This window comes from Pseudomonas sp. 05N431, from assembly GCF_056397005.1.
Window position 1 is genome coordinate 357,123 of sequence record NZ_JBFTMN010000003.1, and the last position, 21,128, is coordinate 378,250.

Here is a 21,128-nt window from a genome sequence, read left to right on the forward strand (position 1 = left end):
TTCATGGGCAGAGGCGGCTTTGAAATGGCTTTGATCGTACAGAAATTTGGAGGCACCTCAGTCGGCACTGTCGAGAGAATCGAGCAGGTCGCCGACAAGGTTAAGAAATTCCGCGAAGCCGGCGATGACCTGGTGGTTGTGCTGTCTGCAATGAGCGGCGAGACCAACCGTCTGATCGATCTGGCCAAGCAAATCAGTGGCGACGATCAACCGGTTCCGCGTGAGCTGGATGTCATCGTCTCCACCGGTGAGCAGGTGACGATTGCACTGCTGGCCATGGCGCTGATCAAGCGCGGCGTACCGGCGGTGTCGTACACCGGCAACCAGGTACGGATTCTGACGGATAGCGCGCACAATAAAGCGCGTATCTTGCAGATTGATGACCAGAAGATTCGCGGTGACCTGAAGGCCGGTCGTGTCGTTGTCGTTGCCGGTTTCCAGGGCGTCGACGAGCACGGCAACATCACCACCCTCGGTCGTGGCGGTTCCGACACCACCGGCGTGGCGCTGGCAGCGGCCCTGAAGGCTGATGAATGCCAGATCTACACCGATGTCGACGGCGTCTACACCACCGACCCGCGCGTAGTGTCCGTGGCTCAGCGCCTGGACAAGATCACCTTTGAAGAGATGCTGGAAATGGCCAGCCTCGGTTCCAAGGTGTTGCAGATCCGCGCGGTCGAGTTCGCCGGTAAGTACAACGTTCCGCTGCGCGTACTGCACAGCTTCAAGGAGGGTCCGGGCACCCTCATTACTATTGATGAAGAGGAATCCATGGAACAGCCGATCATTTCCGGCATCGCTTTCAACCGCGATGAAGCCAAGCTGACCATCCGTGGCGTGCCAGACACCCCGGGCGTGGCCTTCAAGATTCTCGGCCCGATCAGCGCCGCGAACATCGAAGTCGACATGATCGTGCAGAACGTTGCGCACGATAACACCACCGACTTCACCTTCACTGTGCACCGCAACGACTACCAGGCGGCCCAGACCGTGCTGGAAAACACCGCTCGCGAGATCGGTGCCCGTGAAGTCGTTGGCGACACCAAGATCGCCAAGGTATCGATCGTCGGCGTCGGCATGCGCTCTCACGCAGGCGTTGCCAGCCGCATGTTCGAAGCTCTGGCTAAAGAAACCATCAACATCCAGATGATCTCGACTTCGGAAATCAAGGTTTCCGTGGTGATCGAAGAGAAGTACCTGGAATTGGCTGTGCGCGCTCTGCACACAGCTTTCGAACTGGATGCACCGGCCCGTCAGGGCGAGTGATGCTCCTCTAAGGGCGCGGTCTGACCGCGCCCTTTGTTTTTTTGAGTGGCGCAGCTGAAGCCTGTTCTTTTGCTCGTGCTAGTCAATACTTAGGCGTGTAGGGCTGCGATCGTTCTGGTTGTAGGTCGAGCGCCTTTTTTTTGCAGACTGTTGTCCCTGAAATGAAATGCGTGAGGAGAAAGGTATGCTGATTCTGACTCGTCGGTGCGCAGAAAGCCTGATTATTGGTGATGGCGAAATCACCGTGACCGTGCTCGGCGTCAAAGGAAATCAAGTGCGTATTGGCGTTAACGCGCCGAAAGAGGTGGCTGTTCACCGTGAGGAAATCTACCTGCGGATCAAGAAAGAGAAGGACGACGAACCAAGCCATTAATTTTTATCGTTTTTTATGTTTGCAAACGGGGAAAAGGTTGGTTAAGATACGCCCCGTGTTGCGGAGAGCTGGCCGAGTGGCCGAAGGCGCTCCCCTGCTAAGGGAGTACACCTCAAAAGGGTGTCGGGGGTTCGAATCCCCCGTTCTCCGCCATTATTTGTTTAGTACGTTGTAATCTGGCTTCTTCGGTAAGTTGTTGAAATTACTAGAAAAAGTGCTTTACAAAAAGATTTAACGGCCTATAATGCGCGGCAACAAATGCACTCGTAGCTCAGCTGGATAGAGTACTCGGCTACGAACCGAGCGGTCACAGGTTCGAATCCTGTCGAGTGCACCATTTAAGGGTTGTTTGCAGTAATGCAGGTAACCTGGCTTCAACCAGTTGTGGTCTGGTCTAAAAACACAAAATGCACTCGTAGCTCAGCTGGATAGAGTACTCGGCTACGAACCGAGCGGTCACAGGTTCGAATCCTGTCGAGTGCACCAAACACCAAAAAGCCTGCGTCTAACGCGGGCTTTTTGCTGTCTGGGATTTGCCTTTTACGCATCCCTTCTCATCGAACACGATTTGCGCGCTACGGCCTTTCTTGCTGTCGTAGCGATAATTCGTCGTCGCGTTCCGAATACTGATCTTGTCTGGTTTGCCCAGTGCGCTTTCAACGTCCTGCTGGCTCATGCCTGGAATGATCCGCTGATTGATGATCGCTTCGCGACGCTCCTTGGCGCTGAGCAGATTTCCGCATTTGTCATTCATTTGGCCGACAACGGTCGGATCTCTCGATGTGCTTTTGATGCCTGATGTTTCCAGGTGGTTGGCACTGGGGGGCATTGCCTCGAATGTGAAAACGCTTGGGTTGTAAATGTTCTGTCGCGACAGTGCCTCTCCAGGAGGGCAGCTCAGCGTCGTGTAAGTGATACGGCCCTCGGCGTCTTCACATCGATGTACAGCCATTGCAGTGGCCTGTAGGGGCGTGCAGAGCAGGGTGATCAACAGGGTTGCGAGTGTTTTCCTGAGCATTGGACGTCCTCCATGACGGTCACGATCAAGGGTAGTCAGTACATTTCTCCCAGGGGGTGTGTTTTCTTTTCAGGATGAGTCGTCGCAGTTTCACGGATGCGGACAGCGCTCAGGTTTATCTCGCAAGCGCTTGTTTCAGGCTGGATTTTTTAACGTTTAAACCCCTCGGGCGGTGTATGATTGCGCCCGTCAGCCCCGCCGGGGCTTGTGGAATACCTCCATGGACTTACCCAGTAGTTACTCAGTACCCCGTTTTACCAATCATGAATTGACTGATTGATCCTTCCGGCGTGCCCCGCTGCTGGGAGTGGAGTTCGCCTATGACCGAAGTTGAAGTAAAGAAAACGCAAGAAAGCTTGCAAGACCGCCTTGCTCAAGTCGTTGAGCTGCTGCATCGCCAGCGGGTGGTCGAAGACCTGACTCATCGCCAGGAAGGTCATCATCACGATCTGGTCGAGAACCTGGTCCACCGGCAAAACCTCGTCGAGTTGCAGCGCAAACTCGATGATCTGCACTCCGCCGACGTTGCCTACATTCTTGAAGCCTTGCCGCTTGCCGAGCGTCTGACTGTCTGGCAGTTGGTCAAGGCCGAGCGCGATGGCGACATCCTGCTTGAAGTGTCCGACTCGGTTCGTGAAACCCTGATTGCCGACATGGATGATCAGGAGCTCCTGGCGGCGGCCAAGGAGATGGATGCCGACGAACTTGCTGACCTGGCCCCCGAGCTGCCGCGAGACGTCGTCCACGAACTGATGGAAACCCTTGATGGTCAACAGCGTGAGCGCGTTCGCTCCGCGTTGTCCTATGACGAGGAGCAGGTCGGTGCGTTGATGGACTTCGAGATGGTGACGATCCGTGAGGATGTCAGTCTTGAAGTGGTTCTACGTTACTTGCGTCGCCTCAAAGAGCTGCCAGGTCATACCGACAAATTGTTCGTGGTTGACTACGACGGTGTGCTCAAGGGTGTGCTGCCGATCAAGCGACTGCTGGTCAACGATCCTGACAAGCAGGTCTCGGAAGTCATGGCCAGCGATCCGGTGAGTTTTCACCCGGATGAAGACGCCTACGATGCCGCACAGGCTTTTGAGCGTTACGACTTGATTTCGGCCCCGGTGGTCGACAAGAACGACAAGCTCATTGGTCGTCTGACCATCGACGAGATGGTCGACCTGATTCGTGAAGAGAGCGAAAGCGAAGTTCTCAACATGGCGGGTCTGCGTGAAGAGGAAGATATTTTTGCGTCAGTCTGGAAATCCCTGCGCAACCGCTGGGCCTGGCTGGCGATCAACCTGATTACCGCGTTTGTGGCATCGCGGGTAATCGGTTTGTTCGAGGGGTCTATCGAGAAGCTGGTGGCTTTGGCGGCGTTGATGCCGATCGTTGCCGGTATTGGCGGTAACTCCGGCAACCAGACGATCACCATGATCGTTCGTGCAATGGCGCTTGATCAGGTCAGCACCGGTAATACCTCGCGTCTCATGCGCAAGGAGCTGGCGGTTGGTTTGATCAATGGCCTGGTCTGGGGTGGGGTCATCGGCGTGGTGTCTTACATGCTGTACGGCAGTTGGTCGCTGGGCGTGGTGATGACTGCCGCGATGACCTTGAACCTGTTGCTGGCGGCGTTGATGGGGGTTTTGATTCCGATGACCCTGGCGCGCTTCGGACGCGATCCGGCGATGGGTGCGAGCGTCATGATCACGGCCATGACCGACAGCGGTGGTTTCTTCATCTTCCTGGGGCTTGCGACAATCTTCCTGCTCTGAGTTTCCATTGTGCGGTCCTGCTCAAACCAGCAGGCCGCGCATCTTCATTTTCCAATCTGTTAGCGTAATGTCGATGGCAACTGAACTTGCCGTTGAGTAAGCGATTGGCTGAATTTCAGGCAAAAAAAAGCCAGCACATGGCTGGCTAGAGCTTACGGGATGCAATCAGGAGGCGTCTGCAGCCATTTCAGCGTCATGGGCAATCAGCGAAACCAGTGCGTTTTGCTGGCGGTGGGAGAGTTGGCGGAAACGTTGAAGCAGTTCGCGTTCGTGCAGTGACAGCTCGGGGCTGTCCAGGCGCATGCTCAATTCTTCGCCCAGCGCGCCTTCCTGAATAAGACTCTGCTCAAGGCGGGCGATGATCTCGGAATTCATGCTGCGGTGATGATTGCGAGCCACCTCGGCAATGCGTTCACGCATCCCGTCTGGCAGACGTACGACGAACTTGTCAGCCGTACGGCTGGAATAAATTGCCTGTTTCAATGGGCGCATATATTTAACCGGTTAGTTCAGGGGAGCGGTTCTCGGAATTGGCCGCAGGATGTCATGTAGGACAAGCCTCGTCGCCAAATGTTCAACCTGAATTGATATGAGGCCCGCATCATGCCTCAAAGTTGCCAGATCATTGGCGTCAATTCTGTGACAAATATTGAACTGGAAGCAGGCGTTATGCCAGCACCAATTATCAGAAATGCGGACTGGTTTGAAAACAGTCACCGGGCCCGTACATCTGACCGCGTCCTCTTTGCCCGACAGATGGGTGCTTGGGCGCCCCTGAGCGTGCATGCTATGCGGATACGATCTTCGTTCCTTACAAGATACAGAGTAGTGGCAAATGGCCGATTTACTAGGGCGGGCACGCAATGGGGGGTGATATGGGGATGCGCGGCAGACTTATTTATTTGATGGGGCCGTCCGGCTCCGGCAAAGACAGCCTGATCGATGCGGCTCGCGACTCCTTGCTTGGCCTTGATTGCGTTGTGGTGCGCAGGGTGATTACCCGGTCGGCTGAATCAGTCGGCGAAGACGCTTTGAGTGTTTCCAGGGAGCAATTTGCTCAAATGAGGCGCGAAGGCGGTTTTGCGCTGTGCTGGCGTGCCAATGGGCTTGATTACGGCATTCCGGCAGAAATCGATCGCTGGTTAAGTGACGGCCGCCATTTACTGATCAACGGCTCAAGAGGTCATTTGTCCGAAGCCATGGCGCGTTATCCGACGTTATTGCCCATAGTGCTGACGGTAAAATCCGATGCCCTGCGCAAACGTCTGGAACGGCGAGGGCGTGAGAGCGCTGAGGAAATCGAAGCCCGACTTGAGCGCAATGCGCTGTTTTCAACGGATGCTGCTCGAGAAGACCCGGAAGGAATTTTTCAGCTGGATAATTCTGGTGAGCTTTCGACTGCCGTCGACAACTTGCTGGCTCTATTGATGCGAGCGGGTATCAGCACAAAAGCGGATCGAATCTGAGCCCGTGATCGAAGCCGGCGTTTGCCTACACTTAATAAGCCCTACAGACGACATGACAAAACCGGGCCTGCCCGTTAACATGCACGCCGTCCATCGCGCCGCATGTCCTTGCGGCCGGCATGTGTCTCAGTAGCTCAATTGGATAGAGCATCCCCCTCCTAAGGGGAAGGTTGGCAGTTCGAACCTGCCCTGGGACACCATATATATACAGGGCCTCTCCAGCCTCTTTCCCGAGAAAACACTTTTTCCGTGAGAGCAGAGCAGCAGGAGGCCAATGAAAAGCCCCACCGGGCAATGACCGGTGGGGCTTTTTATTATCTGAATAAGCGCGGCTGATACGTATCGGTTACGTTGCCCGACACTGGCCGAATCCAGGCTGTTACCTTCCCGGGCGTATTGTCACTTCTGCAACGTTCGGCAGGCCAATAAAGTAGTGCCTTCAGTGTGTTTGCAGGGACGCGAGTGCTTGTGGGCCCTGTTGTCCACTGATCCCCCAATCACGGAAGAGGTGACACCATGAGTTTCGTAACCGTTGAAAAAAACCAGAGCAGCGCCCCCTCGGAAGCCGACCTGAAAAAAGCCATGGTCGAGTCCGGTGGCACACCGGGCGTGGTGACTGGAAACAACGCCAGCCGAACCCTGACCTATACCGGCACGGTCAATCACACGGTGTATGAGAACAAGCTGATCCAGATCGCCAAAGGCAAGCGAACCAGCTGGAACTTTGTCTGGGCTGATGTCCTGGTGAGTTGAGGTCACGGCGGGGCAATCTTGCGGTTGCCCCTTCTGTTCAGGAATCGTCACTGCCACTTTGGGCGAAGTAACCTGTCAGCGACCGACAGATGGATTCGGCCAGATCCTCCTGGGTGGCGATGCCATAGGGGCTATTGCGATCGAACTGCGCCGACCAGCGGATGCGGCCCTGAGCGGCATCGATCAGGCGTACCGAGGCCCGGACGCGAGCCGCTTCCACCCGCACGCTACCCTCCAGGGAGTAGCTGCCTCGTCCCGCCCGTCCCAGGGGGGATGCTGTTACGCTACTGCGCGGCACCTTCATCAACACATGGTTCGTACGTGGCTGCATCTGTTCGAACGACGCGAATAGCCTGCAGCTCAACTCTTCGTACAGGCCTCGGGTAAAGTCGTCGCCATGGCGGGTGATGCAGGTAAACGGCAGGATCTGCAGGACAGGATGGCGTGTGGTGATCCTCCTGGGCCTGAGTCGCTCGTACGCCAGTCGGTAACAACCGGGCGGCACGCTCAGGCGTACCGGGTCCTGCTGACCAAGGGTGGCGTAATGACTGGTGAGTTTGCGCCGCAACCGGCCGACTTGCACCCGCACCACCGGATCGTCGCTGGTGCAATAGACCGCCGGGTCGCGGCGGAACACCGCGATGCCTATGGCGTGCTCGGTGAGAGGGATGTCCGAGCATTGGAGGTCGTGCTCGACCAGGAACCGCAGCAGGCTGCCCATTCGGCTCGATTTGGCAAACAACGGGCTGCTCAGTAGGCGCGTCAGCAGTTGCTCCACCTCTTCCCGGCCGAGTGGCTCGGGAACAGTCTCCAAACTCGAATTGCCAATGCGCTTGATCACCTTCGGCCTGCCTCCCTGCAGGTTGCAGTCTGTCGCTCGCCACGGCCAACGGCCGCTCATGGATCGGCTTGAGCGCTGCCAAGTCGTAGCTTAGCAGCTGCAACAGGGCGGGTAAGAGATTGAAGTGGGTGAGTCATACCCCGAGATTTATTGAGGCGTTTTGCAGCACACCCACATAAACCCACAATTGTTTGCCAACGCCTATAAGGGAACGCCACAACTGGCCGATAACCCGATGGGCCGTTGTCCTGCGCGACGCCTCAATGGGCAGCGAGTTTGAGCTGGTCCCTGCATTTGTCTTTGGGTTCATCTTCTTAATTGCCTGGAATCTTCGATGCTGGCGTACCACCAAAAAAGCTTTTTGATCGTCGATGATTTCTCGGATTTCCGTAGTTCGGTCAGGTCGATGTTGCGTGAGCTGGGTGTCAAGGATGTCGACACTGCCGACACGGGTGAGGTGGCGCTGCGCATGTGTGCGCAGAAGCGCTACGACTTCATCTTGCAGGATTATCACCTTGGCGATGGCAAGAAGAACGGTCAGCAGGTGCTTGAAGACCTGATGGTCGAGAAGCTGATCAGCCATGAAAGCGTGTTTCTGATGGTCACTGCCGAGAGCAGTCAGGCGATGGTGCTCAGTGCGCTCGAGCATGAGCCGGATGCGTATCTGACCAAGCCTTTCAACCGCGCTGGCCTGGCCCAGCGACTGGAACGACTGGAGCAGCGCAAGACGTTGCTCAAGCCGATCCTGCAGGCGCTGGATCGGGGCAAGCCGGTTGAAGTCCTGAATGCCTGCATTGAGCTGTGCAAGCAGGACCCGCGCTATTCGCCGCTGTGCCTGCGCTATCGCGCCGATGCGTTGCGCGACATGAATCAGAATGAGGCGCTGGAGCGCTTGTACAACAGCATTCTGGCGGATCGCCCGTTGCCTTGGGCCTATGTCGGTCTGGGGCGATTGATGTTCAAGCGTGGCCAGATCGCTCAGGCAAAAGCTGTCTACGAAAAGGCGCTGAAGGCTTTCCCGATGATGCCGGCGCTGTATGACGGCCTGGCCGAAGTGCTGGTCGCTGAAGGCGACACCAAGGCTGCGCAGAATGTGCTGGAGGAGGCCGTTCGCCTGTCGCCATTGGCGGTGCGCAGGCAATCGTTGTTGGGCAAGTTGGCGATGACCAACGAAGACTTCGAAGGTGCGGCGAAAGCCTATCGTCAAGCGGTCTCTCAAGGGGCGCAGTCACGTTTCAAGGACCCTGAAAGCAATCTGGGTCTGGCTCATGCACTCATCAGTAAAGGCAGTGAAAAGGGCCTGGATACCCGTACTCGACTGGAGATCAACCAGACTCTGAGTGCCGTCGCCAAGGAAAACATCAACGATCCGGGGCTGCAGATCCGGGCGCGCTTGATGAAAGCCACCAGCCTGCTGCTCAACGATGCCGAAACCGCTGAGAAGCTGACGGAGCAAGCACTGGCTCGTCTGGATGGCATGGAGCAGTTCATGAGCGCCGAAGCGGCGTTGCTGGTTGCCAAGCAGTTGAAGATGCTGGGTCAGGCTGATGCCGGTAATTCGATGTTGAAAAACTGCGCCGAGATTTACGGCGACGATCCGGTGGTGATGCAAGGCATCGCCCAGCAGACCGACGACCCGGCGATTCTCAACTCCGGCAACGCGGCGGCCGATCTCAACCGCCAGGGTGTGCGCAGTTACAAGGCGGGCGCGTTGCCCGAGGCGCGGGAGCTTTTCCGTGGTGCACTGTTGTTGCAGCCGAAGAACATCAGTATTGCCCTCAACATGGCGCAATCGCTGTTGCACGGGGCCGATGCCAGCCTCGATTCCGCGCTGCTGGAAGAGTGCCGTACGTGCCTGAAAATGGTGGGCATGATGCCCGAGAGCGATGCGCGTTATCCGCGTTATCAGAAGCTGCGAAGCAAGGCGTTTGGCGAATGAATGATGTTGACGAGGGGCTCGACTTTTCCACGGTGATTGCCTCCACCGTACACGACATGAAGAACTCCCTGGCGTTGCTGATGCAGGCCCACGGACAGTGGCTTGCGCGCTTGCCTGCGGCTCAACAGCACACCGCCGAGCAGGGCGTGATCGACTACGAGTTCGCTCATCTGAACGGCATGCTGGTGCAGCTGCTGGGGCTCTACAAACTCGGCGTCAACCAGTTGCCATTGCGCCCGGACTATCACGAGCTGGACGATTTCATTGAGGCGCAGCTGGCGGCGCATCAGGACGTGTTCAAGAGTCGCGGCCTTGTGGTGACTTATGAGATCGATCCCTTGAGCCCTCTCGGATTTTTCGACCGGGAGCTGATTGGGACGGTACTGGCCAATGCGATCAACAATGCCATTCGTCATGCCCGGCATTCGTTGTTGATCAGCATCGGTGAGGAAACCGGGCAGTTGCTGTTGTCGATCAACGACGACGGCGAGGGTTTCCCGGCCCAGATGATCGAGCGTCAGGCGGATTACGTGCAGGGCATCAATCCGGCCAGTGGCAGCACCGGCCTTGGTCTGTACTTCGCCGAGCGTATTGCACACCTGCACCAGCGCAGCGGTGTGCACGGGCGTACCGAGATCCGTAATGGCGGCCCGTTGGGAGGCGGGTTGTTCAATCTTTACCTGCCCTGATACCTGCCACGCCGAGCACAGTTTTTTTGTAGGACATATTTGTGCTGCAGTGCTTGATATTCCGAACAGCTGGTGCCTATTTTGTACATGTCGCCGTTCGCGGCTTGCACAACTTCAAGGATAGAGTCATGACGACCGATGGCCAGCGTTCACTCGCGCAGCGATTGACGGGCATTGATGAGATTGAATGTGTCACCCCGGATCTCAATGGCGTGCCGCGTGGCAAGGTCATGACCGCAGAAGGATTTCTTGAGGGGAGGCGTTTGCAGATGGCGCGTGGCGTGCTGCTGCAATGCATCATGGGTGGTTATCCGCCGGCACGGTTTTACGGCAGTGACGACGGCGACCTGGCGCTCAATGCCGATCCGAAACAGATTCACCGTCTGCCCTGGAGCAAGCAGCCCCGCGCGTTGGCCATTTGCGATGCTGATGAGTTGTCCGGGGAAAGTTCGCGTCTCTCGACTCGCGGTCAGTTGAAAGCGGTAATCGCCCGTTATGCCGCCCGTGGTTTGGCGCCCGTGGTGGCGACCGAGATGGAGTTCTTTGTTTTTGCACCGAACACCGACCCGACCCAACCTTTCCAGCCGCCGGTTGGACTGGACGGACGTCGCGAGGAAGGTCATTCGGCATTCAGTGTCAGTTCCAACAACGGTTTGCGCCCGTTCTTCAATGAAGTCTACGAATGCATGGCAGCCCTCGGTTTGCCGCGCGATACCTTCATGCACGAGATGGGCGTCAGCCAGTTCGAAATCAATCTGCTGCACGGTGATCCGCTGCTGCTGGCCGACCAGACATTCCTGTTCAAGCACCTGCTCAAGGAAGTCGCGCTCAAGCACCACCTGACCGTGGTGTGTATGGCCAAGCCACTGGCGCATACGCCGGGCAGTTCGATGCACATTCACCAGAGCATCGTCGAGACGGGCACGGACCGAAATGTGTTCAGCGATGACGCTGGGCAGCCGACTGCAATCTTCCGTCATTTCATCGGTGGCCAGCAGGCCGGTATGGCGGATTTCACGGCGTTGTTTGCGCCGAACGTGAACTCTTACCAGCGTCTGTGCCATCCTTACGCATCGCCGAATAATGCCTGCTGGTCTTACGACAATCGGGCCGCGGGTTTGCGGATTCCAGCCAGCTCGCCAGAGGCGCGTCGGGTCGAGAATCGTCTGCCGGGCGCCGACGCCAATCCATATCTGGCGATTGCCGCCAGTCTGGCGGCCGGGTTGTATGGCATTGAAAACGAGCTGGAGCCGACGCCGGCCATTCAAGGCGAGTTTGAAGTGCCGGACAGTTTGTCGTTGCCGTGTACCTTGCATGCTGCTCTTGAGCGTCTGAAACGTAGCCAATTGGCGAAGGAACTGTTCGGCAAGGAGTTCATCGAAGGTTACGTCGCTTCGAAGACCATGGAGTTGACCAGTTTCTATGATGAAATCACTCCCTGGGAGCGGCGCGTTTTAGCAGCCCAGGCCTAACCGATTCGTCGCTGTCGGGCTATCGTTGACGGTAGCCCGGTACTCACTGCAAGGAGCCGCTCGGAACGCCGATGCGCCAAATCCTGAAATCCTTTCGAGCGCTTTATTTCGCCTCCCTGATGATGTTGATCGGCTCGGGCCTCCTCAGTACATACTTGGGCTTGCGCCTGGCAGCGGACCATGTCGACAGTCTGTGGGTCGGTGCGCTGATGGCGGCCAACTACTTCGGCCTGGTGCTGGGCGGGAAAATCGGTCACCGGTTGATCGCCCGGGTCGGTCATATTCGGGCCTACTCGGCCTGTGCCGGGATCGTTGGTGCGGCGGTGCTGGGGCACGGCCTGATCGACTGGCTACCGGCCTGGCTGGTGCTGCGGATGGTCGTCGGTCTGGGCATGATGTGCCAATACATGGTCATCGAGAGCTGGCTGAACGAGCAGGCTGATGCCAAGCAGCGCGGGGTGGTGTTCAGCGGCTACATGATCGCTTCGTACCTGGGGCTGGTGCTGGGTCAGTTGATTCTGGTCATGCACCCGTCCCTGGGGCTGGAGCTGCTGATGCTGGTGGCGTTGTGTTTTGCGCTATGCCTGGTGCCGGTTGCGCTGACGCGGCGGATTCACCCGGCGCCCTTGCACCCGGCGCCGATGGAGCCGCGCTTTTTCATGAAGCGGGTTCCGCAGTCCCTCAGCACGGTGCTCGGCGCGGGCCTGATCGTCGGTTCGTTCTATGGTCTGGCGCCGTTGTATGCATCCCAGCAAGGGCTTTCCACTGAGCAGGTCGGTCTGTTCATGGGGAGCTGCATCTTTGCCGGGTTGCTGGTGCAGTGGCCGTTGGGCTGGTTGTCGGATCGTTATGATCGGGCTGTACTGATTCGCAGTTTTGCCTTTTGCCTGGCGTTGGCGGCGTTGCCGTTGGCGATCATGCCGCAGGTGCCGCTTGAGGTGCTGTTTATCGCTGGCTTCGCCTGCTCGCTGGTGCAGTTCTGTCTGTACCCATTGGCGGTGGCGTTTTCCAATGACCACGTCGAGGGTGATCGGCGGGTATCGCTGACCGCCATGTTGCTGGTGACTTACGGTGTGGGGGCGAGCATCGGGCCGCTGGTGGCGGGTGTGCTGATGAAGTTGTTCGGCAGTCAGATGCTGTATGCGTTCTTCAGTTTCTTCGCATTGGTGCTGGTATGGCGCATCCGGCCAAAAGCGGTGACCAATCTGCATCAGGTTGATGACGCGCCGCTGCATCACGTGGCCATGCCAGACAGCATGTCGAGTTCGCCATTGGTGGCGGCTCTCGATCCGCGGGTCGATGAGCAGGTCGTGCATGACCAGATGCAGAATGGCGCGAGTCCTGTTCCGGACTCCGAGCAGGGCATAAAGGCCGATGGCGAGGACGCCGACGACGCTGACGAAAAACCGGATGATCCGGGGGCGGAGCATCCGAAAAGCTTTACCGAGGCCAGGCCTTAGGGGCAAAAAAAACGGGCAGTCACCGAAAGGGACTGCCCGTTTTTTCAAGCGTGTGGATCAGATGTCGTCTTTGTCGAAGCGACGCGCTTCGCGTTGCAACTGATAGACGAAGCGCTCGACCTGACGCTGCACCAGCCCGCTCATGTTGTGGAAGCGTACGCCGGCGAAGGTGGTGTCGATTTTCTCTTCGTGATGCAGATAACGCAGCTCGACCGGTGCGGTCATGCTGCCGAAGGGCAGGGCGGCGATGAAGCGTTCATAGACCTGGCCCAATTGAAGTCCGCTGGTGATGTCGCCATCAAAGCGCAGCTTGCAACCCGTCGCCGAGATGTCCAGCAGTTTACCGCTGACAGGCGTCTTGAGCTTTTCGCCACCGAGTTCGATGTTCACCAGTTGTGCCAGTTTCAAGGCTGCGCGAAACGCATTGCGACGTTGGTGATAAACCACTTCGTCGGGCAGCGTGCCACGGTAGCAGCGGTCGCCGTTGGACTCGTCGATGGTCAGTGTACCGTTGCTTTCCCAGGCAATGCGTACGCCATCATGAAAGCCTTCAACCCGAAAAGCTTCGCCGGCAAGCAGGTAGCGTTCACCATCGCGGGGGATCATTTCGTCCAGGGCGATCATATTGCTGTCGCGATCGATATCGATCAGGTAGCTCTGAAAGCGCTGGCTGCGTTCATGGAACGTGATGATCAGGGGATCATGGCTCTCTTGCAGCATCCGCAGGTTGCCGGTGATTTCCAGCGGGGTGCTGAGCACCTTGGGTGGCTGCGGAGCATCGTCCGCGCTTGAGGCGTTGAACACGGTTTATCAATCTCCAGACAGAATACGATCGCACGCAAGAGCTAGCATTCTGCCAGCATGTTTCGTGCCTTGATAGAGCACGCTTATTTATGAGTTCAAGCCTGACTGAGCGCGCGGGGCTTCACAAGCATGGAGGTTGACCCGCGGGCGTCATAAAGTGCTGGAGGTTCGCCACCATTAAGGATTTTCAGCTGATTGGCGGTGGTGGCTTGTTGCACCTGGATCGAGCGGCCATTGAGCTCGTTGGCGGTTTGGCAATCTGCAAGCAGTCGGGTCAGGGCGTCGCTTTGGGTCAGCAACTGATCGCCGATACTTGAGTGGGCGGCGAACTGCTCCAGGCCTGCGCGGTTGGCAGGAAGGTTCAGGCTCGCGAGAATTTCGCTGCGTTTGCGGCCATGCTGTTCCAGCAAAATGATCAGAGCCTGTTTCTGCGCCAGAATCTCTTCGAGCAGCGGCATGTCACGGCCGTGCAGGGCGAGGGATTCGGTCTTCAGCAGCTCCAGCAACTGTTGAGCTGGAGCAAAGTCGTCGGTGATCAGTTGCAGTAAATTAGTGTCGTGCATGGCTGGCCTTGGGTTTTAAGCGTCCAAAAGCCTGGCGCAGGCCTTTGGCTAGCGCTGGGCTTCGAAGTTGAGCAGTTTGCTGGCTACACGGTTGCTGTCGACCTTATAGCTGCCATCGGCGATCGCTGCTTTCAACTCGGCCACGCGGGCGTTGTCGACGGCAGGCTGATCGTGCAGCTTGTCAGTGATCTTCTGCAACTGTTGAGCCTCATTGCTGAGGTGTACCGATTCCCCGCTTTGGGTGGCACCGACCTGTTCGGTCGAGGTGCTCAGCGGCGCGGATTTGCCGGCATCGCCGGTGTCCTTGCTGACGCTGGTCCGCGTGCTGCTTGCAAGCGTGGGGGAGCTGTTTAAACGGCTGAAATCGATGACCATGATAAAAAACCTCTGGGAATTTGGACGCTTGCCATGTTTTCGGCCATGCCCGGGAAAACTTTAGGCTCAATCGTCGATGAGCCCGGGCGCGTCGGTATTTGCCCTGCGTGAGGCACAGTTTAGGGAACAGGACGGTTGTGCGCCAGTTATCTACATGGAGACTTCCACCTGCCCCGGGGCCATGACTTGCGCCTTGATGACCCGTTGGGAGTTGAGGTTTTTGACTCTGATCTGCTCGTTCAGGCCGCCATTGGACAGTGCTTCGCCGGGCATTCGCACACTCAATGTGCCGCTGCGGGCGGTGATGACCACCTGATCACCCTTGCGCACGACTTCTGCCTGCTCCAGATGGACGAGGGTAATCACCTGATCGCTGACCATTGGTCGGACAAGTTTTTGTCCGATGGCTTGATCGACGTTTGTCAGATATCCCTGATTGATCAGGCTGATATCGCGCTCACGCAACATGACATCTGAAGGGTCGATGATTCCGGCTCGCTTGAGGGGGCGGGTGGTGGTGACGACCTGGCGAAACAGGCGGACTTGAGCGGGTACGAAGACGGTCCAGGGGGAGGCGCCTTCGCAACGGACTTTCACCGTGACCCGGCCCAAAGGTATGGCCGGGCTCTCCAGTGTCGCTGTCAATTCCTTGTCGCACGCCGGCATGTGCATGCGCGGGTCGAGCTTGTTGACTTCGATTTCGTAGCGCCCTGCGGTTTGACTGGTGGCCAGATAGTCTTCTACGGTGAATTCAAGAAAGCCCTGAGTGACGCCGATAAGTAGATCAGGCAAGGTAACCGGGTCAGCAAAGGCAGGGCTGCCAACGTTCAACAGGCATACGGCTGACAGGGCGCCGAGGAATTTGCGGCACATTGCTGTCAGGCGTCGGGAAAATGTCGTTTTTGTGTTCATGGCAGTTAAAAAGCAAGCGCCGTGCCGTTTAGTGATGAATGTGCGTCGCAACACACTTAGCGTTGGTGTAGGAGTCTGGGCATGGCTGGTGTAATGGATTCGGTTAACCAGCGCACGCAACTGGTAGGGCAGAATCGCCTGGAGCTGTTGTTGTTCCGTCTCGACGGCCAGCAGCTTTACGGGATCAACGTGTTCAAGGTTCGGGAGGTGCTGCAATGCCCCAAACTGACCCTGATGCCCAAGTCCAGTCCCGTCGTGTGCGGTGTGGCGAATATTCGGGGGGCAACCATTCCGATTCTGGATCTGGCAATGGCGACCGGCTCAGGCGGGTTGCAGGATCAAAGCAATCCCTTCGTGATCATCACGGAGTACAACACCAAGACTCAGGGTTTTTTGGTGAGATCGGTCGAGCGGATCGTCAACATGAACTGGGAAGAAATCCATCCGCCGCCCAAGGGCACGGGTCGCGATCATTACCTGACCGCTGTGACTCGCGTCGACAATCAGTTAGTCGAAATCATCGACGTGGAAAAGGTCCTGGCGGAAGTTGCGCCGACGTCGGATGCGATTTCGGTTGGCGTGATCGATGCCGATACCCAACACAAGGCAATCTCTTTGCGAGTGCTCACGGTCGATGACTCGTCGGTGGCGCGCAAGCAGATCACGCGTTGCCTGCAGACGGTGGGGGTTGAAGTCGTTTCGTTGAACGACGGCCGGCAAGCGCTGGATTACCTGCGCAAACTGGTCGATGAGGGCAAGAAGCCGGAAGAAGAGTTTCTGATGATGATTTCCGACATCGAAATGCCCGAAATGGATGGCTACACCCTTACGAGCGAGATCCGTAGTGACCCTCGCATGCAAAAGCTCCATATCATCCTGCATACTTCGTTGTCAGGTGTATTCAATCAGGCGATGGTGAAGAAAGTCGGTGCCGATGACTTCCTTGCCAAATTCCGTCCTGATGACCTGGCATCCCGGGTAGTCGACCGGATCAAAGCAGCAGACAACAGCTAGTGGCCTTCGCTCCTGGCGTTCAACACGATTTAAGAGGCGGCATCATTGTCTACGGGTAATTTGGATTTCGAACAGTTCCGGGTCTTCCTGGAGAAAGCCTGTGGCATTTTGCTCGGTGAGAACAAGCAGTATCTGGTGTCGAGCCGTCTCAACAAACTGATGGAACAGCAAGGCATCAAGTCCTTGGGTGAGTTGGTGCAGCGGATGCAGACCCAACCGCGCAGTGGTTTGCGCGAGATGGTGGTGGACGCGATGACGACGAACGAAACCCTCTGGTTTCGTGACACCTATCCGTTTGAAGTCTTGAAGAACAAAGTGCTGCCTGAGTCCATCAAGGCCAGTCCCGGGCAGCGCCTGCGGATCTGGTCGGCGGCGTGCTCGTCCGGGCAGGAACCGTATTCGCTGTCGATGTCGATCGACGAGTTCGAGCGGGTCAATATGGGGCAGTTGAAGATGGGGGTGCAGATCGTTGCCACCGACCTGTCCGGGACCATGCTGACCAACTGCAAGACCGGCGAGTACGACAGCCTGGCGATCGGTCGCGGTCTTTCGCCGGAGCGTCTGCAACGTTACTTCGACCCGAAAGGGCCGGGGCGCTGGGCAGTCAAGGCACCGATCAAGAGTCGGGTGGAGTTCCGCTCGTTCAACCTGCTGGACAGTTACGCCAGTCTCGGCAAGTTCGATATCGTGTTCTGCCGCAACGTGTTGATCTACTTCTCTGCCGAAGTGAAGAAAGACATCCTGCTGCGGATTCACAGCACGCTGAAGCCGGGTGGTTATCTGTTCCTGGGGGCTTCCGAAGCGTTGAACGGTTTGCCGGATCACTATCAGATGGTTCAGTGCAGCCCGGGGATCATCTACCAGGCCAAGTGATTGGGCGGTAGTCGGTACTGCATGAAAACGGGAGTCCTCAGGGGCTCCCGTTTTTTTTTGCCCGCCAAATTCCCCGGCACCCGCCCCCCCTGTGGGAGCGAGCTTGCTCGCGATAGCGGTGTGGCAGGTGCATTGATGTCGACTGACACGACGCCATCGCGAGCAAGCTCGCTCCCACAGGGGGCAGTGTTGTTCTTTCGTTGTTCTTTCAGGTCGTGGGAAGCGGCAGAAAAGCGGCAGGCGACGGAAATCCGTTGCCGCTTTTCTGGCATTGCCGCTTTGCCGTCGCCCGCAAAGCCCCGGTTTACGGGGTTTTAGAAGCTGGCACGGGGCTTGCTATACCCCTGTTACGAAAAATCAGGTCACCCAAAGGTTTCCGACATGAGCATCAGCTTCGATAAAGCGCTCGGTATCCACGAACAAGCCCTGGGCTTCCGCGCTCAGCGTGCCGAAGTGCTGGCCAACAACATTGCCAACGCCGATACCCCGAACTACAAGGCTCGGGATCTGGACTTCTCGTCGGTGCTGGCCGCCCAGAGCGACAAGAACAAGAACGGCACCTTTGCTTTGAACATGACCAACAGCCGTCATATCGAAGCCCAGGGTATGAGCAGTGGTGAGGAGTCGTTGCTGTATCGCACGCCGATGCAACCGTCGATTGACCAAAACACCGTGGACGCCCAACTGGAACAGTCGAACTACGCGGAAAACGCAGTCAACTTCCAGGCCAGCTTCACGCTGCTCAACAGCAAATTCAAAGGGCTGGTATCAGCCCTGCGCGGGGAGTAATTCATGTCTCTGTCCAGTGTTTTCAACATTGCCGGTAGCGGCATGAGTGCTCAAACCACTCGCTTGAACACCGTCGCCAGTAACATCGCCAACGCCGAGACGGTCTCTTCGAGCATCGATCAGACCTACCGTGCCCGTCACCCGGTGTTTGCCACCATGTTCCAGGGCGGTCAGTCCGGTGGCAGCGATTCGCTATTCCAGAATCAGGATGCCGCAGGGCAGGGCGTACAGGTACTCGGCGTAGTCGAAGATCAAAGCAACCTCGAAGCACGCTACGAGCCGAACCATCCGGCGGCTGACGCCAAGGGTTACGTGTATTACCCCAACGTCAACGTGGTGGAGGAAATGGCCGACATGATTTCCGCCAGTCGTTCGTTCCAGACCAACGCGGAAATGATGAACACCGCCAAAACCATGATGCAGAAGGTCCTGACCCTCGGTCAGTGATAAGGGGCGATTTTTATGAGCGTTACCGATTCCACCGGCGGCCTGAGCATGACCGACCTGCTGGCGAACTCCTCGGTCAAGACCAGCGGTACGGCCGCGAATGGCCTTTCCGCAGCAACCAGTAGCGCGACCGGCGGCAAGGCGCTGGGCAAGGATGCGTTCATGCAATTGCTGGTGACCCAGCTAAAGAACCAGAACCCGCTTTCGCCGCAGGACAACAGCGCATTCGTGGCTCAACTGGCGCAGTTCAGCAGTCTTGAAGGGATCACTTCCCTCAATACGACTGTAAGTTCTCTCGCCAGTAATTTCAGCTCTTCCCAGGCCTTGCAGGCTTCTTCTCTGGTGGGCCGTTCGGTCATTGCACAAACCAGCACCGCTCAGATCAGTGACCCGAGCAAGGGGCTGACCGGTACGGTAAACCTGACTTCGTCGATCTCCGACGGTACGGTGAAGATTAGCGACTCAAGCGGAAATGTCGTAAGAACACTGAACCTGGGCACCCAGCCTGCGGGCAGCGCCAGCTTCAGTTGGGACGGCAAGGACAGTAGCGGCGCCTTGGTTCCGACGGGCACCTACACCTTCAAGGCCAATGCTCCGGTCAACGGCACGGCGACCGATCTGGCGACCTACCTGCCAGCAACGGTCAACAGCGTGACCCTGAGTCAAACCGGCGGCGAGCTGATGCTCAATCTTGCAGGTCTGGGCCCTATCGCCCTGTCCAAAGTTCAAACCATTGGTATATAGAGCCGGCTAACGCGGCATAAAGGAGTGGAATATGTCTTTCAATATCGGCCTTAGCGGTCTCTATGCAGCCAACAAACAACTGGACGTGACCGGTAACAACATCGCCAACGTTGCGACCTCCGGTTTCAAGTCCTCCCGTGCAGAATTCTCGGATGTCTACTCGGCGACCAAGCTGGGTAACGGCAGTAAAGTCGTTGGCAGCGGCGTGCGCCTGGCCAACGTTTCCCAGCAGTTTACCCAGGGTGATATCAGCAACACCGGTAACGTGCTGGACATGGCCATCAACGGCTCTGGCTTCTTTACCCTGAGCAACAACGGCTCGACGTCCTACACTCGTGCCGGTACGTTCAAGGTCGACAAGGATGGTTTCGTTACCAATACCGATCAAACCGCCCGTTTGCAGGGTTACGGTGTCGATGCCAACGGCAAGATCATCAACGGTGTGTTGACCGACCTGAAAATCGATACCTCGAACCTGGCACCAAAACCGACTTCGACCGTGTCCTCGACGATCAACCTGAACTCGACTTCTCCGGTGATTGACGACACGCTCCCGGCTAACAAATTCGATCCAGGCACACTCGCCACCTACACCAAATCGTTCAGCACGCCGATTTATGACAGCCAGGGCAACTCGCACGTCATGGATCAATACATGGTGAAGACCGGTGCCAACACCTGGAAGACCTACACCCTGGTAGACGGTCGCAACCCGGATGCCACTGGCAGCGATCCGAAGGTCACCCCTCCGATTGCTACGACCATGACGTTCGATACGACTGGCAAACTGGTCTCGGTGGCAACACCACCGGCGACGCCTGCGGCACCTAACGCAACCAACACCGTGACGTTGGCCAGCTGGGTGCCGGGTAAGGTCACCAACGGTGTGTGGGCGGCCAACGGCGCGGCACCAAGCGCTAGCGGCACGACCATTTCGATGACTAACACCACGCAGTTCAACGCTGATTCGGCCCGCTCCATCCCGGCTCAGGACGGTTACGCCACGGGTGAAATCACCAACCTGACCATCGACGGCACCGGCACCCTGTTCGCCAACTTCAGCAACAACCAGAACAAGGCGATCGGCCAGGTCGCCCTGGCCAGCTTTACCAACGAGCAAGGTCTGCAAGCGGTTGGCGGCACCAGCTGGAAAGAAACGTTCGCCTCGGGTATCCCGGGTTATGACGCGCCAACCACTGGTTCGCTGGGTTCGATTCAGTCCAACTCCCTGGAAGAGTCCAACGTCAACCTGACCAACGAACTGGTCAACCTGATCAAGGCGCAGAGCAACTACCAGGCCAACGCCAAGACCATCTCCACCCAAAGCACCATCATGCAGACCATCATTCAGATGACCTGATGCTGGTTGGCGGGTAACGCTGCACAAAGAGCCCCTCGCAAGAGGGGCTTTTTTGTGCTCGGGATTTCTGTTGGGGGCAGAGCTTCTGGTTGTCTGTGCTGGCCCCATCGCGAGCAAGCTCGTTCCCACAGGTGATCTCTGGTGTTTGCAAATAGTACATTCACAGGAGATCCAATGTGGGAGCGAGCTTGCTCGCGATGGCGTCAG

At 57.3% G+C, this 21,128-nt stretch carries 22 protein-coding genes and 4 tRNA genes; 19 read left to right on the top strand and 7 right to left on the bottom strand.

The genetic code is table 11. From position 1 onward, the window contains the following. Positions 1-24 precede the first annotated feature (24 nt). The 5 genes from AC1DIG_RS07085 to AC1DIG_RS07105 all read left to right on the top strand — a co-directional run bounded on the left by AC1DIG_RS07085 (position 25) and on the right by AC1DIG_RS07105 (position 2,125). Positions 25-1,266 carry an aspartate kinase gene (locus AC1DIG_RS07085; protein WP_071553787.1) on the top strand — a complete coding sequence of 414 codons (1,242 nt, stop codon included), beginning with the start codon at positions 25-27 and terminating at the stop codon, positions 1,264-1,266. A 184-nt stretch (positions 1,267-1,450) separates the two neighbouring features. Further along, positions 1,451-1,639: a carbon storage regulator CsrA gene (gene csrA / locus AC1DIG_RS07090; RefSeq protein ID WP_003178872.1), complete on the top strand. Its 189-nt coding sequence runs from the start codon at positions 1,451-1,453 to the stop codon at positions 1,637-1,639. Between the two features lie 62 nt (positions 1,640-1,701). Beyond that, positions 1,702-1,792: transfer RNA gene (locus tag AC1DIG_RS07095), tRNA-Ser, on the top strand. A 107-nt stretch (positions 1,793-1,899) separates the two neighbouring features. Continuing rightward, positions 1,900-1,976: transfer RNA gene (locus AC1DIG_RS07100), tRNA-Arg, on the top strand. 72 nt (positions 1,977-2,048) lie between these two features. Next, positions 2,049-2,125 (top strand) — tRNA-Arg (locus tag AC1DIG_RS07105). 19 nt (positions 2,126-2,144) lie between these two features. Here the strand turns inward: AC1DIG_RS07105 and AC1DIG_RS07110 are convergent. Then, a complete protein-coding gene (locus tag AC1DIG_RS07110; protein WP_477766709.1) occupies positions 2,145-2,657 on the bottom strand; it encodes a cell envelope protein SmpA in 513 nt (170 codons plus the stop codon). 320 nt (positions 2,658-2,977) lie between these two features. Between AC1DIG_RS07110 and mgtE the strand changes: the two genes are divergently transcribed. Next, positions 2,978-4,420 carry a magnesium transporter gene (gene mgtE / locus AC1DIG_RS07115; protein WP_477766710.1) on the top strand — a complete coding sequence of 481 codons (1,443 nt, stop codon included), beginning with the start codon at positions 2,978-2,980 and terminating at the stop codon, positions 4,418-4,420. A gap of 165 nt (positions 4,421-4,585) precedes the next feature. Here mgtE and AC1DIG_RS07120 read toward each other — a convergent pair whose 3' ends face one another. Next, complete coding sequence (locus tag AC1DIG_RS07120) at positions 4,586-4,912, bottom strand: Arc family DNA-binding protein (RefSeq protein ID WP_003178899.1); 327 nt, start codon at positions 4,910-4,912, stop codon at positions 4,586-4,588. A gap of 389 nt (positions 4,913-5,301) precedes the next feature. On the opposite strand from AC1DIG_RS07120, the gene phnN reads away from it, so the two are divergent. From phnN to AC1DIG_RS07135, 3 genes are all read left to right on the top strand, one after another. Then, a complete protein-coding gene (phnN, locus tag AC1DIG_RS07125; RefSeq protein ID WP_477766711.1) occupies positions 5,302-5,886 on the top strand; it encodes a phosphonate metabolism protein/1,5-bisphosphokinase (PRPP-forming) PhnN in 585 nt (194 codons plus the stop codon). 123 nt (positions 5,887-6,009) lie between these two features. Next, positions 6,010-6,086 (top strand) — tRNA-Arg (locus AC1DIG_RS07130). Between the two features lie 316 nt (positions 6,087-6,402). Then, positions 6,403-6,639, top strand: coding sequence for a hypothetical protein (locus AC1DIG_RS07135; protein WP_123426791.1), 237 nt, complete (start codon positions 6,403-6,405; stop codon positions 6,637-6,639). A gap of 37 nt (positions 6,640-6,676) precedes the next feature. Here the strand turns inward: AC1DIG_RS07135 and AC1DIG_RS07140 are convergent, their stop codons facing one another. Next, on the bottom strand, positions 6,677-7,540 hold the full coding sequence (locus AC1DIG_RS07140) for a hypothetical protein (protein ID WP_477766712.1): 864 nt from the start codon (positions 7,538-7,540) through the stop codon (positions 6,677-6,679). A 274-nt stretch (positions 7,541-7,814) separates the two neighbouring features. On the opposite strand from AC1DIG_RS07140, the gene AC1DIG_RS07145 reads away from it, so the two are divergent. The 4 genes from AC1DIG_RS07145 to AC1DIG_RS07160 all read left to right on the top strand — a co-directional run bounded on the left by AC1DIG_RS07145 (position 7,815) and on the right by AC1DIG_RS07160 (position 13,040). After that, a complete protein-coding gene (locus AC1DIG_RS07145) occupies positions 7,815-9,419 on the top strand; it encodes a response regulator (protein ID WP_477766713.1) in 1,605 nt (534 codons plus the stop codon). Beyond that, on the top strand, positions 9,416-10,108 hold the full coding sequence (locus tag AC1DIG_RS07150; protein WP_477766714.1) for a sensor histidine kinase: 693 nt from the start codon (positions 9,416-9,418) through the stop codon (positions 10,106-10,108). Before AC1DIG_RS07145 ends, AC1DIG_RS07150 begins: the two co-directional genes overlap by 4 nt. 230 nt (positions 10,109-10,338) lie before the next feature. Then, on the top strand, positions 10,339-11,580 hold the full coding sequence (locus AC1DIG_RS07155; protein WP_477766794.1) for a glutamine synthetase family protein: 1,242 nt from the start codon (positions 10,339-10,341) through the stop codon (positions 11,578-11,580). A gap of 71 nt (positions 11,581-11,651) precedes the next feature. Next, positions 11,652-13,040 carry an MFS transporter gene (locus AC1DIG_RS07160; RefSeq protein WP_477766715.1) on the top strand — a complete coding sequence of 463 codons (1,389 nt, stop codon included), beginning with the start codon at positions 11,652-11,654 and terminating at the stop codon, positions 13,038-13,040. A 57-nt stretch (positions 13,041-13,097) separates the two neighbouring features. On the opposite strand, the gene AC1DIG_RS07165 is transcribed toward AC1DIG_RS07160, so the two are convergent. The 4 genes from AC1DIG_RS07165 to flgA form a co-directional block, all read right to left on the bottom strand. Next, on the bottom strand, positions 13,098-13,844 hold the full coding sequence (locus AC1DIG_RS07165; RefSeq protein ID WP_477766716.1) for a flagellar brake protein: 747 nt from the start codon (positions 13,842-13,844) through the stop codon (positions 13,098-13,100). A 95-nt stretch (positions 13,845-13,939) separates the two neighbouring features. Then, on the bottom strand, positions 13,940-14,407 hold the full coding sequence (locus tag AC1DIG_RS07170) for a flagella synthesis protein FlgN (RefSeq protein ID WP_477766717.1): 468 nt from the start codon (positions 14,405-14,407) through the stop codon (positions 13,940-13,942). A gap of 48 nt (positions 14,408-14,455) precedes the next feature. Further along, the gene (flgM, locus tag AC1DIG_RS07175) at positions 14,456-14,782 is read right to left on the bottom strand and encodes a flagellar biosynthesis anti-sigma factor FlgM (RefSeq protein WP_347927763.1); all 327 of its coding nucleotides are present in this window, start codon (positions 14,780-14,782) and stop codon (positions 14,456-14,458) included. 150 nt (positions 14,783-14,932) lie between these two features. Beyond that, complete coding sequence (gene flgA, locus AC1DIG_RS07180) at positions 14,933-15,694, bottom strand: flagellar basal body P-ring formation chaperone FlgA (protein ID WP_477766718.1); 762 nt, start codon at positions 15,692-15,694, stop codon at positions 14,933-14,935. Between the two features lie 81 nt (positions 15,695-15,775). Here flgA and AC1DIG_RS07185 point away from each other — a divergent pair, with 81 nt between their 5' ends. From AC1DIG_RS07185 to flgE, 6 genes are all read left to right on the top strand, one after another. Continuing rightward, complete coding sequence (locus AC1DIG_RS07185) at positions 15,776-16,708, top strand: chemotaxis protein CheV (protein WP_477766719.1); 933 nt, start codon at positions 15,776-15,778, stop codon at positions 16,706-16,708. 45 nt (positions 16,709-16,753) lie between these two features. Continuing rightward, positions 16,754-17,581: a protein-glutamate O-methyltransferase CheR gene (gene cheR, locus AC1DIG_RS07190; RefSeq protein WP_477766720.1), complete on the top strand. Its 828-nt coding sequence runs from the start codon at positions 16,754-16,756 to the stop codon at positions 17,579-17,581. Positions 17,582-17,962: 381 nt separating this feature from the next. Beyond that, positions 17,963-18,370, top strand: coding sequence for a flagellar basal body rod protein FlgB (gene flgB / locus AC1DIG_RS07195; protein WP_477766721.1), 408 nt, complete (start codon positions 17,963-17,965; stop codon positions 18,368-18,370). Positions 18,371-18,373: 3 nt separating this feature from the next. After that, positions 18,374-18,817, top strand: a complete 444-nt coding sequence (flgC, locus tag AC1DIG_RS07200) for a flagellar basal body rod protein FlgC (RefSeq protein WP_007937507.1) — start codon at positions 18,374-18,376, stop codon at positions 18,815-18,817. Between the two features lie 15 nt (positions 18,818-18,832). Continuing rightward, positions 18,833-19,561, top strand: a complete 729-nt coding sequence (gene flgD / locus AC1DIG_RS07205) for a flagellar hook assembly protein FlgD (RefSeq protein ID WP_477766722.1) — start codon at positions 18,833-18,835, stop codon at positions 19,559-19,561. Positions 19,562-19,592: 31 nt separating this feature from the next. Then, a complete protein-coding gene (flgE, locus tag AC1DIG_RS07210) occupies positions 19,593-20,921 on the top strand; it encodes a flagellar hook protein FlgE (RefSeq protein WP_477766723.1) in 1,329 nt (442 codons plus the stop codon). Positions 20,922-21,128: the final 207 nt, after the last annotated feature.

Coding starts and splice junctions, on each gene's coding strand:
- AC1DIG_RS07085 (WP_071553787.1), top strand. CDS start 25: ATGGCTTTGATCGTACAGAAATTTGGAGGCACCTCAGTCGGCACTGTC.
- csrA (WP_003178872.1), top strand. CDS start 1,451: ATGCTGATTCTGACTCGTCGGTGCGCAGAAAGCCTGATTATTGGTGAT.
- AC1DIG_RS07110 (WP_477766709.1), bottom strand. CDS start 2,657: ATGCTCAGGAAAACACTCGCAACCCTGTTGATCACCCTGCTCTGCACG.
- mgtE (WP_477766710.1), top strand. CDS start 2,978: ATGACCGAAGTTGAAGTAAAGAAAACGCAAGAAAGCTTGCAAGACCGC.
- AC1DIG_RS07120 (WP_003178899.1), bottom strand. CDS start 4,912: ATGCGCCCATTGAAACAGGCAATTTATTCCAGCCGTACGGCTGACAAG.
- phnN (WP_477766711.1), top strand. CDS start 5,302: ATGCGCGGCAGACTTATTTATTTGATGGGGCCGTCCGGCTCCGGCAAA.
- AC1DIG_RS07135 (WP_123426791.1), top strand. CDS start 6,403: ATGAGTTTCGTAACCGTTGAAAAAAACCAGAGCAGCGCCCCCTCGGAA.
- AC1DIG_RS07140 (WP_477766712.1), bottom strand. CDS start 7,540: ATGAGCGGCCGTTGGCCGTGGCGAGCGACAGACTGCAACCTGCAGGGA.
- AC1DIG_RS07145 (WP_477766713.1), top strand. CDS start 7,815: ATGCTGGCGTACCACCAAAAAAGCTTTTTGATCGTCGATGATTTCTCG.
- AC1DIG_RS07150 (WP_477766714.1), top strand. CDS start 9,416: ATGAATGATGTTGACGAGGGGCTCGACTTTTCCACGGTGATTGCCTCC.
- AC1DIG_RS07155 (WP_477766794.1), top strand. CDS start 10,339: ATGACCGCAGAAGGATTTCTTGAGGGGAGGCGTTTGCAGATGGCGCGT.
- AC1DIG_RS07160 (WP_477766715.1), top strand. CDS start 11,652: ATGCGCCAAATCCTGAAATCCTTTCGAGCGCTTTATTTCGCCTCCCTG.
- AC1DIG_RS07170 (WP_477766717.1), bottom strand. CDS start 14,407: ATGCACGACACTAATTTACTGCAACTGATCACCGACGACTTTGCTCCA.
- flgM (WP_347927763.1), bottom strand. CDS start 14,782: ATGGTCATCGATTTCAGCCGTTTAAACAGCTCCCCCACGCTTGCAAGC.
- flgA (WP_477766718.1), bottom strand. CDS start 15,694: ATGAACACAAAAACGACATTTTCCCGACGCCTGACAGCAATGTGCCGC.
- AC1DIG_RS07185 (WP_477766719.1), top strand. CDS start 15,776: ATGGCTGGTGTAATGGATTCGGTTAACCAGCGCACGCAACTGGTAGGG.
- flgB (WP_477766721.1), top strand. CDS start 17,963: ATGAGCATCAGCTTCGATAAAGCGCTCGGTATCCACGAACAAGCCCTG.
- flgC (WP_007937507.1), top strand. CDS start 18,374: ATGTCTCTGTCCAGTGTTTTCAACATTGCCGGTAGCGGCATGAGTGCT.
- flgD (WP_477766722.1), top strand. CDS start 18,833: ATGAGCGTTACCGATTCCACCGGCGGCCTGAGCATGACCGACCTGCTG.
- flgE (WP_477766723.1), top strand. CDS start 19,593: ATGTCTTTCAATATCGGCCTTAGCGGTCTCTATGCAGCCAACAAACAA.